Raw genomic sequence first — 14,788 nt, forward strand, 5'->3', positions numbered from 1 at the left:
GACATTTTTGATGAGACCACTCGTAAGGAACAAGTAACGATGCCAGCGGCCACAGCCGTATGGTCCTGGCAAGCCGTAGGCGATAAGCTCTTGAGTTTTAAATCCGGCGAGCCCTTTCTGACTTCCTCGAAATCCGGTGAAGGGCGTGTATATGTCTTAGCGGCACCCTTGGAAGCAACGTACGGCGATTTTGCCCAGCACGCCTTATTCCTTCCCATTTTTTATAAGATTGCGGCTTTAAGTGTACGACAAGAGCCCATTGCCTATTCCTTTGAATCGAAAGATCTCATACTCGATGTAACGGGTAGCCCTAAGAATGCAGTGTACCAATTGCGTAAAGACAAACTGGAACTCATTCCGGTACAGCGAATGATTGGTACACAAATGCATCTGGAGTTACCGCAGTCGAGCCAGAGTAGTACGCCACTGGAATCAGGCTATTACGAATTGCGGCTCAATAACCAATTGGTGCGTTTGCTGGCCCTCAACCACGGCCATGAAGAATCGCAAATGCAGGTGTACACGCCGGATGAGTTACGAGCCATCTTTAAAGATCGTAAGAATGTACAGGTATTCGATAACGTGAATAAAGCCGATGTTGCTTCGGCCTATAAAGAACAGCACGTGGGAAAAGACCTTTGGAAGTGGTTCATCATCGCAGCTTTAGTTTTTTTATTTACTGAAATTGCTTTGGTACGTTGGATGAAAGGCTAATAAAATACTGACTTCTAGGGAATTACATACTGCTTCTAATTTATATTTTTACAATACAAAAGGCCCTAATCTACTTGATTAGGGCCTTTTGTATTGTATTATTTAAATCATCAATTTATTTAATAAGTACTTATATTAAATTTTTTCTTAGAAAAGTTTAAAAAATAAGGGTTTGAGTAGACAAATGCGGTCATTTTAGCGATGTAATCTTATCAGACTAACTTAAACGATAACCTCTACCCTTGTATGAAGAACCTATTACTAAGTCTATTCTTGCTCGGACTTGGTTGGAATGTATTTGCTCAGGATCGGCCCATTAGCGGTCGGGTTACCGGAGACGATACGCAACCCATTCCCGGAGCCAGCGTTTCAGTCAAAGGAACTACGCGGGGAGCCGTAACAAATGCCGAGGGTCGCTTCACCCTAACCGTACCCGAAAATGCTACGCTAGTCGTTTCTTCCGTAGGTTATCTTACGCGGGAATTCCCCGTTGGCAATCAAAATTCACTGGAATTAGTCATTCCGTCTTCGTCGGCTGAATTATCGGAAGTCGTAGTAGTTGGCTACGGAACCCAGAAAAAAAGCCAGTTAACGGGAGCCATTTCTTCCGTAAGTTCCAAGGAAATTGCTGAACTGCCCATTACCAACGCCCGACAGGCCTTACAGGGTCGGGCAGCCGGGGTCGATGTCGTACAATCGGGTAGCCGACCCGGAGCGGGGGTTACGGTACGGATTCGTGGACGTCGCTCGATCAACGCTTCCAATGATCCTTTGTACGTAGTCGATGGGATTCCATTGGCGGGTGGGATTGACGACCTGAACCCCAACGATATTCAATCGATGGAGGTACTGAAAGATGCTTCCGCAACCGCTATCTACGGATCTCGGGGAGCTAACGGCGTTGTGATCGTTACTACCCGTCGGGGTACTACCGGCAAAACGATCGTGAGCTATGATGGGTATTACGGTATTTCACAAGTACTGGGTAAAATTGATGTCATGAACGGTGCTGAGTTCGCCGAGTACAAACGCGAATCCCGTCGAGCCGTTGGTCGGTACAGTGACTCAGATCCCGCTGCGGATAGCAAACTTTTCGAAGCGGTAGAATTGGATGGCATTGCTAACAATCGTACGACTGATTACCAGTCGTATATTTTCCGTACAGGGCAAATCCAAAGTCACCAGTTAGGCGTACAGGGCGGTAGTGAAAAAACGCAGTTTGCTATTTCGGGTAACTTCTTCCAGGACAAGGGAATCATCAAAACGCAGGATTTTACGCGGTACTCCTTCCGGGTCAATCTGGATCACCAGATTACGAAACGCATTAAAGTAGGTACGTCGACTTTCGCCGTATACAGCGTTGGCAATGGAAATGATACGTTCTATCCGGGCGGTGGTAACGGTTTTAATCCACTAGGATTAACCTTACGGGAAAATCCGCTGGGAAAACCCTACGATGATAACGGCAACCTGATTTTTCTACCTACGTCGGATGGCTTGCAGTCAAACCCGGCAGCAGAAGTAGTACCCGGAGCCAACATCGCCGAAACGAAAACCATCCGTATTTTCAACAGCTTGTACGGGGAATGGAATATCGTTGATGGACTTAAGTACCGACTCAATTTCGGACCGGACTTTACCAACCGTCGCTTTGGTCGTTTTTGGGGTACGTTTACCAATGACCGTCGGGGCGGTGATCCTCGCGGTATGACCGATTACTCGCAAGGATTTAACTACACGCTGGAAAACATCCTGACGTATCAAAAACAATTCCGCGAAGTACACGATCTGAACATTACGGCTCTGCACTCCATTCAGCGGGACAACTACGAAACGGCTCGGATCAACGTGAATGGTATTCCCGCTTCTACGCAGGAATTCTACAGTCTGGGTCAGGCCTCGACGATTGCGGGTGTGGGTACCGGACTGACGCAGTGGACCTTACAGTCGTTCATGACCCGCGTTAATTACAGCTACAATGATCGATACTTGTTTACCTTGACGGGCCGGTACGATGGATCTTCGCGGTTTGGTAAGAATAACAAATACGGCTTTTTCCCTTCGTTGGCCCTGGGCTGGAACATGAGCAACGAGGCATTCCTGAAAGGCGTCAGCTGGCTAGATCAGTTGAAACTTCGGGGTAGCTGGGGTTCCATTGGTAATACGGCTATTGACCCGTATCAGACGCAGACGTTGCTGTCCCGTACGGTGTACGCCTGGAATACCATCGGAGCGTACGGTTATCGTCCTAATGTGATCGGAAATCCGAACTTGCGTTGGGAAACCACGACGACGGCCAACGTCGGTTTAGATTATAGCTTCTTCCGGGGAAGGCTGGCCGGTTCTATCGAAGTGTACCAGGCTGATACGAAGGATTTATTACTTTCCGATCAGTTACCCTTCACGAGCGGGTACGGAAGCGTACTGCGGAACGTGGGTAAAACTCGTAACCAGGGTTTAGAAATTACGCTGTCGACGATCAACATCGATGCTGCGAATGGCTTCCGCTGGTCAACGGATTTACAATTCACGAAAAACAAAGAGCAGATTCGTGAATTGTTTAACGGTAAAGTGGATGATATTGGAAATGCCCGTTTTATTGGACAACCCATTACGGCCATTTACGACTACAAGAAAGTGGGTATCTGGCAGACGGATGAGCAGGAACTGGCTAAAAAATACGGTCAGAACGTAGGGGAAGTAAAACTGCTCGATGTTAACAACGACGGAAAAATTGATGCGGACCACGACCGGATGATCATCGGCTCGCAGATTCCCAAGTTCACGGCGGGTATGACGAACCGCTTTAGCTTCAAGGGACTTGACCTGTCGTTTTTCCTGTATGCTCGCGTGGGGAGCACCATCACGAGTGCCTTCCACCAGACCTTTAATACGCTGGCGGGTCGGTACAATAACCTGAATATTAATTACTGGACCCCCAATAACCCAACTAACGATTTCCCTCGTCCGAACCAGAATCAGGAGTCGCCTATCTATTCCAGTACCTTACGTTACTTCAGCGGTACGTTCCTAAAAGTTCGGAATATTAACCTGGGTTACAATTTCACGGAAGGTATTGCGAAGAAGCTCGGAATGAGTAGTCTGCGGGCCTATATAGCGGCTCAGCAACCCTTCATTTTCTCGGAGTACCGGTCGAAGTACAAAGGAATTGATAACGAAACGGTGGATAGTGTAACCGAAAGCCAAACGCCTTCTGCTAGACAATTCATCTTCGGTATCAACGCGAAATTTTAGCCAACGATTGGAAACACCGTTTTCGGTTTCAACGGAAAATATTCATGAAAAAAATAGTGTATTCTCTTCTGATTGCCAGTCTGATGCTGACGGGGCAGTCGTGCAGTAACCTGCTTGATGAAAAAGCCATTTCATCCGTAGGAGCGGAGTATTACGATACATCGGCGGGTTTTGAGGCCGGCGTGCGGGCGGCGTATGCGTCCTTACGGGATTACTACGGTCGCGAAATTGGTACGAACCTGACGGTATTCGGTACCGATACATATACCATGGGAGCGGACGGTAGTTACAAGTACATGAATCAGTACACCACCCAGTTTGGCTCCAATGTCGACTTGTTGAGGGATTTATGGAACAACCTCTACGTGGCGATCAATACGATGAACATCCTCATCGACAAAGCCAATGCGGGTCAGGTGGCTGGTTTGGCGGATGCCAGTAAAAACACGCGGATCGCTGAGTTACGGTTTCTACGGGCTCATCATTACTTCCTATTGGTACAAAACTGGGGGCCGGTTGCTTTAACGCTAACGGGAAACCTGGAAGCGAAAAAAGACTTTAATCGGGCTCCGGTTAAGGACATTTATGCGGCGATCACGGCTGATTTGGAAGCAGCTGTAACGCAGTTGCCTACCACTACGTCCGATTATGGTCGGGCCACGAAGGGAGCCTGCGAACACTTGCTCGCCCGGGTTTATCTGACCAAAGCCACCTCCGAAGCGGCGGCGGCGGATGATTACACCAAGGCTGCGACCTACGCTCAGAATGTGACGAAAAACTACTCTTACGCCTTATTAAACGACTTTGCCAGTGTTTACGATCAGGCGAATCAGGTCAATAGTGAAATCATTTTTGCCGTTCAATACACGAATGATGCCTTGACGGACATTGGGCCTAGCTCCAGCAACACGGGAACGATTTACAACGGCAATCAAACTCACTTATTCTTTGGGAATGAGTACGATGTACAGGCGGGTATGAAGCGGGATTTGGCCAACGGTCGGCCTTGGAAACGGTATATGCCGACGAATTATATGTTGAACGTAGTCTTTAATCCGGCGGACCGTAACAAAGATTCGCGGTATAAGAAAACGTTCAAGGACACCTGGTATGCGAATAATCCGGGTACGTTTACCAACGTGTTCGACAACTCGAAAACGAAAGTTACGTTCGCGGCGGGAGATACGGCCATCTTTATTCCTGGGGTGGAATGGACACAGGATCAACGAGCCGCTAAACCGTACCAAATATTGGTACCTAGCCAGTACAGACCTACGTTGTTTCCGCCGCTAAAGAAATTCTTCGATCCGCTACGGCAGGACGTAACGGCGGAGTGGGGAAGTCGCGATTGGTTCGTGATGCGATTGGCTGAAACGTACCTGATTCTGGCCGAAGCAAACCTGAAACTCGGTAAAATGCAGGAAGCCACCGACGCCATTAACGTTGTTCGGGTACGGGCCGCCTGGCCTGGGCAGCAGGAAGCGATGAAGATCAAAGTTTCCGATTTGACTATGGAGTTCATCATGGAAGAACGCGAACGCGAGTTAGCCGGCGAAATGTTCCGCTGGTACGACCTCAAACGCTGGGGCGTTTTAGTAGAGCGAGTGAAGAAGTACAATCCGGACGCAGCGGCTAACATTCAGCAATTCCATACCCTACGGCCTATTCCGCAAACGCAAATTGACCGGACTACGGGCGGTGCCTCAGCTTTTCCGCAAAATTCGGGTTATTAATTGAACGGACGAGGCTCTCGGACTTTAGTCCGAGAGCCTCGAATAGGGATCAAGATTACGGCTCTCTTTGATAAGAAACGGTAGCTTAATGGTTAGTCAAACTATGCAATAGAAACCCAACGTTCCCAATAAGAGCTGTAAGCTCGACCCTTTTCGTAGGGCTGGACTTTAGTCCAGCCCTACTTTTTTAAGGCCTGTCTGGCTTTGCGTTTCGCCTGTAAACGGAAAAACTCTTCCCGTTTCCGCTGTTCCTTTTTCCGGGCCTCTAGTTGGGAAGCTTCGTAATCGGCGATGGGTTCGCCCAGCAAATCCCGAATGACGACCGAAGCACAGACGGCTCCGAACGTGGCGGGCAGGTAGGAGATCGTTCCGTACGCCGAACGTTTAAAGTTCGAACCATCCGTATGCATAAGCGATTCAGCTCGTACCAGCTCCGTTGAGTACACCGCCTTGATTCCCGATTGCACCCCAAGGCGACGCAGCCGTTTGCGTACGTAATAGGCGAGGGTACAGGACTTGGTCTGAAACAGGTCCGCCACCTGTACCTGCGTTGGGTCAAATTTTCCACCTGCTCCCATCGAACTGATGATGCGATCCCCCTTCTGATACGCCGTTTCCAGCAGCGTCAGTTTCGGCGTAATCGAATCGATGCAATCCATGACGTAGTCAAAGGGCTGATTCAGAATTTCGCGGGCGGCTTCGGGGGAAAGAAAATCCTTGCGTACGTGCAGTTTCAATTCCGGATTGATACTCAGCAATCGTTCGGCCATGAGATCGGCCTTGGAAAGTCCGTGCGTAGTTGCCAGAGCGGGTAACTGACGGTTTCGGTTAGAGGGGTCTACCACATCACCATCCACGATAGTCATTTCACCCACACCCGAGCGGGCGATAAATTCGGCGGCGAAGGAGCCTACACCACCCAGGCCAATCACCAGAACGTGGGCCTTTGCTAACAAATCGAGCCCTTCTGGCCCGATTAATAATTCAGTTCTTGATAACCAACTCATCTCTTTAAGGATACCGCTTCATCAGGCCGTGATCCGCTGAAAATTCTGCCAGATTTGATTTTGTAGCTCATTCACAGAGCAATTCAGTTGCCGGGAAGCCTCCACAAAGATACGATCAATGGGGAGTTGCTGATTATCCGTTTCCAGAAAAAGTCGGTCTAACGGAATCATTTTCAGGCATTTCGAAGCGTTCGATTCTTCTTTCAGTAACGCATGACCGAGGGAAAAATAGAAATCGTGCTGGAGCAATTGCTGGGCAATCTGCTCATTGGCGTTGAAGCCATGTACAATCAATGGAACCTTCAGCTTCAATCGCTTGACCAACGCAATTAATTCAGGGAACGCCCGTACACAGTGAATAATGACCGGCATCTGATACTGATTGGCCAGTAACAACTGCCGTTCAAATACCGCTTGTTGCAGGGAAAGTGGAGCTTCCGTCAGCCGATCCAGTCCGCATTCGCCCACGGCAGTCAATTGTTTTTGCTGAAGAGCCTGTTCGATCAGGGCTACTTGCGAATCGATGGCCGTTTCCTGAATGTACCAGGGATGAATGCCCAGACTGATGCGTTGCCCCGTAGGCGTTGCTTCCGAAAAAGGGGCATTATAAATACTATCGGTCCCTTTGTTGGGTTCGATACGGTGGGTATGGAAATTCAAAAAAGATAAATCAGCCATCGTTTGTTGGAAGAAAAGCGAATCGTACGCAAAAAACGAAACACCCCGCCTGGAAAACAAGTACCTTTGTCACAGCAACTGGAGCGGAGCCAGGTTACGAATCGATCAGACCGTATCGACAGCTCGTACATCCGCCATCCGAAACTATTACTATGTCTACTCAAGTTCGCGTACGTTTTGCTCCCAGTCCCACGGGAGCCTTACACATTGGCGGCGTTCGTACCGCTTTGTATAACTACCTGTTCGCCCGCCAGACGGGTGGAAAGATGCTCCTTCGCATTGAAGATACGGATCAAAACCGCTTTGTACCCGGAGCCGAAAATTACATCCTCGAAGCCTTGGCATGGGTGGGTATCACCATCGATGAAGGCATCGGCGTGGGCGGTCCCCACGAACCCTATCGTCAGTCGGAACGGAAACACATGTACCGCGATTTTGCCGAAACGCTCGTGGCTACGGACAAGGCCTACTACGCCTTCGATACGCCGGAAGAACTCGACGAAATGCGGCAGACGTTTGAAAAACAGGGTTCGGCTTTTCAGTACAACAGCATCACGCGGACCCGTTTAAAAAACTCGCTGACCTTGCCGCTGGAAGAAGTACAGGCGAAGATTGCCGCCGGTGAGCCGTATGTAATCCGTCTGAAAGTACCGGCCAAAGAAGAAATTCGCTTTAAAGACCTGATTCGGGAATGGGTAAACGTGCATTCGTCCCAGATCGATGATAAAGTTTTACTCAAAGCCGACGGTATGCCGACGTACCACCTGGCGAACGTGGTGGATGACCATTTGATGGGTATTACGCACGTCATTCGCGGGGAAGAGTGGCTGCCCTCGGCTCCTTTACACGTATTATTATACCAGTCTTTTGGCTGGGAACGTCCTGAATTTGCTCACTTGCCACTGTTGCTGAAACCCGAAGGCAATGGCAAGTTGTCGAAACGTGACGCGGATCTGGGCGGTTTTCCGGTATTTCCGCTCGAATGGAAAGATCCGGCAACGGGTACCGTGGCCCGCGGCTTTCGCGAGGACGGGTACTTACCTGAGGCTGTCGTGAACTTCTTAGCCTTTTTGGGCTGGAACCCTGGTACCGAGCAGGAAATGTTTACCATGGACGAACTGATTACGGCGTTCAGTCTGGATAAGATTCACAAAGCCGGAGCCCGTTTCGATATTGCGAAAGCCAAGTGGTTCAATCAGCAATATTTGCGGCAACGTTCGGATGAATCGGTAGCCGAATTACTGAAAGCGTCATTTCCTTCGTCGTCGATTGAGCAAGTACAAAGTATCGTGCATTTGTTGAAGGACCGCGTCACGTTCCCGCAGGAAATCGTCGAACAGTCGAAGTTTCTTTTCGAAGCACCCACGCAGTACGATGAGCAGGTAATGAACAGCAAGTGGAACGCGGATGTAGCCGGGGTAGTCCAGGCTTACGCCGAAGCTTTGCCCGCCGTAGAACCTTTCACTGCCGAAACGGCCAAGGAAGCCTTGCATAAGGTGACCGATGAGAAAGGCATCAAGCTGGGTAAAGTTATGCAACCCCTTCGGGTGGTACTGACCGGAGCCGCCGCCGGGCCGGATCTGATGCTTTCCATGGAAATCATGGGTAAAGCAGAAGTCATCAACCGATTAACGAAAGTTTTATAGTGTTTTCAGTTGTCGGTTTTCAATTTTCAATAGGGTGTTGGTACGGGTTTGTTTGAGCTAAGCAGGTGAATCCTTTAGAATAGGAGTACGAATTGAAAACCGACAACTGAAAACTATAAACTAAAAAAGCCATGGCTAAGAAATCACCAAAAAAGCCCGTTCAACCCGAAAAGCCGCGAGTTCATAAAGACTTGGAAGGCCTGGATATTACGATTAATAACTTTGGCGAGCTGAATATGTCTCTGCCCATCGACAAGATCAACGAATTTCTAAACCGGACGGTAGACGATAAAAAACTTCGTCATCGGGATGACTTGGAGGCTTTGCCGGGTCGTAAACGTGAGGATGAAGAAGAAGAGGAGGATTTCGATTTACCGGACGATCTCAAACGGGAATTAGGGGAGTAACCACGTTTGGAACGTTTCAGGTTGCGGGGTTTGAGTCAGCAGCATAAAGCCGTATTTAGTACATTGAATTTTATACAAGTTGCTGGAATAGAATAGTTTAAAGCAGTGATTGCCACTGAAACCATAAACGTTTATTTTAGCTACTGGCCCTTTATCAAACGACTCAAACGCTTTAAAACCTGAACACTACCATGCGTAGCCACGAGATTGATTACAAGATTATTGGTGAAGACATTCAGATCGTTGAAATCGAACTGGATCCGAACGAGACGGTAATTGCCGAAGCCGGAGCCATGCTCTTTATGGAAGATGGCATTCAGTTCGAAACCAAAATGGGCGATGGCTCGGAACCCGATCGCGGGTTGCTGGGGAAACTCCTGCAGGCCGGAAGCCGGAAGCTGATGGGCGAATCGCTCTTTATGACGCACTTTACCAACCGTGGCTACGGCAAGCGTAAAGTGGCTTTTGCAGCTCCGTATCCAGGTACCGTACTGCCCATCAATCTGGCCAATTTACCGGGACAGGCCCTCATTACCCAGAAAGATAGCTTCCTCTGTGCCGCCCTAGGAACGAAAGTAGCGATCACGTTCAATCAAAAAATCGGTTCGGGACTGTTCGGTGGGGAAGGCTTTGTTCTCCAGCGATTGGAGGGAGACGGACTGGCGTTCATCCACGCCGGTGGAGTTGTCATTGAGCGGTATCTGAATAATGAAACCCTACGGGTTGACACGGGCTGTATCGTAGGTTTTGAGCAACAAATCAACTATTCCATCCAGCGTTCAGGTGGTTTAAAATCCATGGTATTCGGCGGTGAAGGTATCTTCCTGGCGACCCTTTCGGGTACGGGCCGGGTCTGGATTCAGTCGATGCCGATTGTAAAACTAGCGAATGCCCTGGGTTCCATGACCAGTGTCACGGGTAGTGGCAAAGAAAGTGGTTCGGTACTGGGCGGCCTGGGTAACTTGTTTGAGTAAACGAACATCGGTACTAAACTCCTAGGAAAATAATTATAAATTCGCGGGAATCCATCAGTTGGATTCCCGCTTTTCGTTATAGCATTTACCGTTTTCCTGAACGTAAGGTCTGAAACAGAAAACGGAAAACAGACCACTAAAAAGATGCTCCGAACTCTTTCTTACAGCCTCCTGACGCTTTTAATGAGTAGTATTTTATGGTCTTGTAGCGAAGATTATACGCCCAAACCCAAAGGCTTTCCCCGGATTGATTTACCCCCGCACGCGTATCAGCCCCTCACGGAAAATCATCCGTATACCTTCGAGTATTCCAAAGCCGCAGTAATCAAACCGGATACGTTCAAAGGAGCCGAGCCCCATTGGATTTTCATTACGTATCCGTCTCTGAAAGCGAATGTTCAACTGACTTACAAGCCCGTACAGGGCAGTAAAGAACGCCTGCGGGGCTTTATTTCCGACGCATACAAGCTGGCTGCTAAACATCAGGAAAAGGCTTATGCACTGAAAGATGCCGTCGCCCTGGGTAAGTCTGGACAGACCTTTACCCTGTTGGAAATCGCCGGAGATGTACCCAGTCATATGCAGTTTTATACAACAGATTCCACGAAGCATTTCCTACGCGGAGCCATGTATCTGCAAACGGCTACGGAGAATGATTCCCTGGCTCCGGTGGTCGAGTACATCAAGCAGGATGTAATGCACCTGGTGAATACCCTGAAGTGGAAAAAATAACCAATGAGTAACGCGGCTGGGAGTATACAATCCCTGGCCTACAATAGCAGTAGCGAATGTCTGTACATTTTGAATTGATAAATGCCCGCATCGGTTGGGAGCGAGAAACCCTGATCGAAAACTTAAACTGGACGCTGGAAAAAGGCCAACACTGGGCCTTGGTAGGACCTACGGGTTCGGGAAAGTCTTTGCTGTTATCCATATTGGCCGGAAAACGATCCGTATTGGGAGGCGTGTTTCATTCGAATCTACCGAAAGGAAGCATCGAATTAGTACCCAACGATTTTAGTTTTAACCGAAACATCGCCGCTTCGGCCACCTTCTATCAGCAACGGTTTAACAGTTATGCATCGGTGGAAAGTCCAACGGTATGGGAAGTCCTGCAAAACCAGGTGAAACCCGTAGGTACAGTCGATGCTCATTCGATCCAGTTACCGCCGCTGGCTTACGAGGAGGCGTATGTGCAGGAAGTGGCTACACGGTTACGGGTTAGTCATTTGCTGGATCGGCATGTTACCTCGCTTTCCAACGGCGAAACCCGGCGTACGCTGCTCACGCTGAGCTTTCTGAAAAATCCGCAGGTACTTTTACTGGATAATCCGTTTGTTGGACTGGATGTAGCGAGCCGGGCCGCTTTGCACGACATTCTCACGCACATCGCCGAAACGGGTACGACGCTGATTCTGGTCGCTCCGCCGACGGATATTCCCAACCCCATTACGCACGTACTGGAGTTACCCGAAGGCAAGTCCTTGCTGCGATGGAACTATGTACCCCCTGCCGCAGCGAAGCGGCGGGACCAGATTCAGCTACCCGAACCCCTGACGTCCGCGGCGGCTTTCTCGTATGCCATCCGCATGCGAAATATTTCGATTCGCTACGGAGAAACCCAAGTACTGGACGGGATAAACTGGGAGGTGAAACGGGGCGAAAAATGGGCCTTGCTTGGTCCGAACGGCTCCGGAAAATCTACCTTACTGAGTTTGATTACGGGCGATAACCCGCAGGCTTACGCTAATGATTTTGACTTATTTGACCGGAAACGGGGTACGGGCGAAAGCATTTGGGATATCAAGAAAAACATTGGATTCGTCTCTCCCGAGCTGCATTTGTACTTTCCCCGCGATCAAAACGTCTGGAAAGTGGTAGCTTCCGGGCTGTTTGATACTATGGGTCTGTTCAAAAAACTCAAAGACGAACAAGCCGCTTACGTTGAACAATTCCTGACGGCGTTTGAACTGCAAGCTTATCACGATAAACGACTGGCTCAGCTTTCCACCGGGCAGCAACGGCTGGTATTGCTGGCTCGGGCCTTAATCAAAAACCCGCCCCTACTTATTCTCGATGAACCCTGTCAGGGACTGGATACGGATCAGATGATTCGTTTTCGGGATACGGTCGATAGTCTGTGTGAAAATACGGACCGTACCTTGTTGTACGTTTCGCATTACACGGAGGAAATCCCTGAATGTGTAACCCGTATGCTTCAGCTGAATGGCGGAAGAGTAGCGGAAATGGAGTAGGCTTTTGAGTGAATGGTAGGGTAGGAATCGAGAAGCGGGCCTTGGCTGAACAACTCAGCCAAGGCCGATCATTTTTCAGACCGTTTGAAGCGAAGAGGTATCATTTTTTTGAGAACATGCGTTTTAAACGTACCCAAGCTGGCATTTTATGAGAAAAAGTACCTTCCTGACCACTGCGATACTCGGTTCAATCCTGACGTTTTCCGCTCGGAGCCAGGATTATCCCATCCAACCCGTACCCTTTACGAACGTTAAAATTACTTCGGCTTTCTGGCAGCCCCGGATTGAAACTAACCGTACGCAAACCATTCCCTTTGCTTTTCAGAAGTGCGAGGAAACGGGTCGGATTGACAATTTTGCTATTGCGGGGAAGTTGAAGAAAGGAGAATTTCAGGGGCAGCGATTCGATGATTCCGACGTATTCAAAGTGGTCGAAGGAGCTTCGTACTCGCTGGCTAGCCATCCCGATCCGAAACTAGAAGCGTATCTGGATACCGTCATTACTAAAATCGCGGCGGCTCAGGAACCCGATGGGTACCTGTACACGATTCGTACCATTTTGGGCGATAAAGTAATGGACCGGGACTGGCGAGCCGGCTATACCCGGTTTAATTTCTTAAATGGTTCGCACGAACTCTACAATGTAGGCCATTTGTACGAAGCCGCCGTGGCCCACTACCAGGCTACCGGAAAGAAAACCTTACTAAACGTAGCCACCAAAAACGCCGATTATTTATTGAAGGTATTCGGTCCGGAGAAGTTAATTGAGGTACCCGGCCACGAAGAAATTGAGTTGGGATTGGTCAAACTCTACCGGGCCACCCAAAAGAAAGAATACTTGGATCTGGCCAAATTTTTCATTGATATGCGGGGTCGCAAGGACCTTCGCCGGATTCTCATCGTACAGCAACCCGACGGTAGTGCTTCGCACGCCGATAGTTTGTACTTCCAGGATCACATTCCCGTAACGGAGCAGACCGAAGTGGTGGGTCACTCGGTACGGGCGGGTTATCTGTACGCGGGTATGACCGATGTAGATGCGGTAATGGGAGCCAAAACCTACGGCAAAGCCCTCAATAAACTCTGGCACAACGCCGTAGATCAGCGAATGTTTCTGACGGGCGGGGTAGGAGCCAACCGGATGAACGAAGGGTTCGGGGAAGATTACGAATTACCCAATCAGGAAGCCTACGCCGAAACCTGTGCTTCCGTAGCTCAGATGCTCTGGAATTACCGGATGTTTCTGGAATCGGGCGATGCCGCTTACCTGGACGTCTTCGAGCGAATCATGTACAACGGCTTTCTGTCGGGGGTCTCGCTGGACGGTACGCATTTCTTCTATCCTAATCCACTGGCTGCCGATGGCGTAACCAAGTTCAACGGTGAAGCGACCCGGGTCGAATGGTTTGCGACCTCTTGTTGCCCCACCAACGTTACCCGCGTCATGCCTTCTCTGCCGGGCTATGTGTACGCCGTCCGAAATAATGATCTGTACCTGAATCTGTTCATGGCCGGTACTGCTAACGTGTCTCTTAATAACCAGCCTCTGACCGTAACGCAGGAGACCAATTATCCCTGGAATGGCTTTCAGAAACTGACACTTACGCCCGAAAAAGCTACGGACTTTGCAGTACGAATTCGAATTCCCGGCTGGGCTCAGGGCAAACCCATGCCTGGCGATCTGTACCGGTATCAGAACGGCGAAGCTCAGCCCATCACGATTAAAGTCAACGGAAAAAAAGCTGCGTATCAGCTCGAAAAAGGCTTTGCCGTACTGCAGCGAACCTGGAAGAAAGGGGATGTCGTAGAAATGGAATTACCAATGCCCATTCGCAAGGTACTGGCTCACGAAAAGGTGAAAGCGGATCAGGGCCGGGTGGCTCTCGAACGCGGCCCGATTGTGTACTGCGTGGAGGGCGTGGATAACGGTGGCGAGGTCGAGCAAATTTCCATCAATGAGCAGACGAAACTAAAAGCCGTTAACGCTCCGGATTTCATCACCACGAGTGTACTCATCAAAGGAGAAAACCCCGGCGGGGCAAAATTTACAGCCATTCCGTACCACCTCTGGAGTCATCGGGGTGTGGGGAAAATGGCCGTTTGGGTACACAATCGCTAA

General features: G+C 49.5%; 10 protein-coding genes and 1 pseudogene. 9 read left to right on the forward strand and 2 right to left on the reverse strand.

Translation table 11 applies throughout. From position 1 onward, the window contains the following. From ACOJTG_RS14900 to ACOJTG_RS14910, 3 genes and pseudogenes are all read left to right on the forward strand, one after another. Positions 1–714: pseudogene (locus ACOJTG_RS14900) on the forward strand (hypothetical protein); the annotation flags it as partial. A gap of 246 nt (positions 715–960) precedes the next feature. Continuing rightward, complete coding sequence (locus ACOJTG_RS14905) at positions 961–3,969, forward strand: SusC/RagA family TonB-linked outer membrane protein (RefSeq protein WP_420154552.1); 3,009 nt, start codon at positions 961–963, stop codon at positions 3,967–3,969. A 44-nt stretch (positions 3,970–4,013) separates the two neighbouring features. Further along, complete coding sequence (locus tag ACOJTG_RS14910; RefSeq protein WP_420154553.1) at positions 4,014–5,702, forward strand: RagB/SusD family nutrient uptake outer membrane protein; 1,689 nt, start codon at positions 4,014–4,016, stop codon at positions 5,700–5,702. Between the two features lie 179 nt (positions 5,703–5,881). On the opposite strand, the gene ACOJTG_RS14915 is transcribed toward ACOJTG_RS14910, so the two are convergent. After that, positions 5,882–6,709: a tRNA threonylcarbamoyladenosine dehydratase gene (locus tag ACOJTG_RS14915; protein ID WP_420154554.1), complete on the reverse strand. Its 828-nt coding sequence runs from the start codon at positions 6,707–6,709 to the stop codon at positions 5,882–5,884. Between the two features lie 21 nt (positions 6,710–6,730). Continuing rightward, positions 6,731–7,387 (reverse strand): TatD family hydrolase, encoded by a 657-nt coding sequence (locus ACOJTG_RS14920; RefSeq protein ID WP_420154555.1) that lies wholly within the window; start codon positions 7,385–7,387, stop codon positions 6,731–6,733. 152 nt (positions 7,388–7,539) lie between these two features. On the opposite strand from ACOJTG_RS14920, the gene gltX reads away from it, so the two are divergent. The 6 genes from gltX (at position 7,540) to ACOJTG_RS14950 (ending at position 14,788) form a co-directional block, all read left to right on the forward strand. Further along, positions 7,540–9,033 carry a glutamate--tRNA ligase gene (gene gltX, locus ACOJTG_RS14925; RefSeq protein ID WP_420154556.1) on the forward strand — a complete coding sequence of 498 codons (1,494 nt, stop codon included), beginning with the start codon at positions 7,540–7,542 and terminating at the stop codon, positions 9,031–9,033. A gap of 131 nt (positions 9,034–9,164) precedes the next feature. Then, positions 9,165–9,440, forward strand: a complete 276-nt coding sequence (locus ACOJTG_RS14930; protein ID WP_102200994.1) for a hypothetical protein — start codon at positions 9,165–9,167, stop codon at positions 9,438–9,440. Between the two features lie 191 nt (positions 9,441–9,631). Next, positions 9,632–10,414, forward strand: coding sequence for a TIGR00266 family protein (locus tag ACOJTG_RS14935; RefSeq protein WP_420154557.1), 783 nt, complete (start codon positions 9,632–9,634; stop codon positions 10,412–10,414). A 144-nt stretch (positions 10,415–10,558) separates the two neighbouring features. Further along, positions 10,559–11,146 (forward strand): gliding motility lipoprotein GldD, encoded by a 588-nt coding sequence (gldD, locus tag ACOJTG_RS14940; RefSeq protein WP_420154558.1) that lies wholly within the window; start codon positions 10,559–10,561, stop codon positions 11,144–11,146. Between the two features lie 56 nt (positions 11,147–11,202). Beyond that, positions 11,203–12,669 (forward strand): ATP-binding cassette domain-containing protein, encoded by a 1,467-nt coding sequence (locus tag ACOJTG_RS14945; protein ID WP_420154559.1) that lies wholly within the window; start codon positions 11,203–11,205, stop codon positions 12,667–12,669. Between the two features lie 148 nt (positions 12,670–12,817). Beyond that, entirely contained in the window at positions 12,818–14,788 is a 1,971-nt protein-coding gene (locus tag ACOJTG_RS14950) for a glycoside hydrolase family 127 protein (protein ID WP_420154560.1), read from the forward strand.

It is taken from the genome of Siphonobacter sp. (genome assembly GCF_048595215.1).
GTDB lineage: Bacteria > Bacteroidota > Bacteroidia > Cytophagales > Spirosomataceae > Siphonobacter.